The organism is Leucobacter soli, assembly GCF_042659205.1.
Classification (GTDB): domain Bacteria; phylum Actinomycetota; class Actinomycetes; order Actinomycetales; family Microbacteriaceae; genus Leucobacter; species Leucobacter soli.
Genome location: NZ_JBHSRW010000456.1, coordinates 1 through 739 on the forward strand (window position 1 = coordinate 1; position 739 = coordinate 739).

General features: G+C 73.1%; 1 protein-coding gene. It reads right to left on the reverse strand.

The annotated features are described in order from the left end of the window. A partial coding sequence (locus ACFPZL_RS13915; protein ID WP_382335994.1) for a thiamine pyrophosphate-binding protein occupies positions 1-706 on the reverse strand: 706 nt, incomplete at its 3' end. Between the last annotated feature and the right edge of the window lie 33 nt (positions 707-739).

Genomic DNA, 739 nt, shown 5'->3' on the forward strand with positions numbered 1-739 from the left:
TCCCGTGCACGTAGCACTCGAGCTCTGTCGCGCGCCGATGGGTGCAGGCCTCCACGGCCTCGGGTTCGGGCCCGCAGATCTCGCAGCACACCAGCTCGAGGCGCTCTTGGAGGCCGGGCCGGTGCTCGGCCTCCATCTCCAGCCGACCGCGGGCGAGGTCTTCCGCCAGGCCGGTAGGGCCGCCGGAGAGCGGATCGCGGAAGCCGATGTTGAGGTGCGCGGGGCCAGGGCCGTGGATGTCGCCGACGGCGCGCTCGTAGGCGTCGGCGACGAGCTCCTGCACGGTGTCGAGGTACGCGTCGGCATCCGGGCCGGCCTCGATCGCCGGGATGTCGACCATCCGACGCGTGAATTCGGAGAGGAACCAGTTGCTCCACACGGTCTGATTCGCGCGGATCCCGCGCAGTTCCGCCGGTCTGTCGGCGGAGAGCAGCAGCATCGGCACCCGGGCGTGGAAGGCCTCCAGCACGGCGGGGGCGAGGTTGGCGACCGCGGTGCCGCTCGTCACCACGACGGCCGCCGGCACGCCGGTCTCGCGCGCGATCCCCAGGGCGAAGAAGGCGGCGGATCGCTCGTCGACCCGCACGTGCAGGCGGATCACCCCCAGCCGTTCGGCCTCGGCCGCGGCGAGCGCGAGCGCCTGCGACCGGGATCCGGGGCAGACCACCACGTCGCGAACGCCGCGGTTGATCAGCTCCGCCAGCACGCGCGACGCCAAGCGCGAGGACGGCACCGTCTC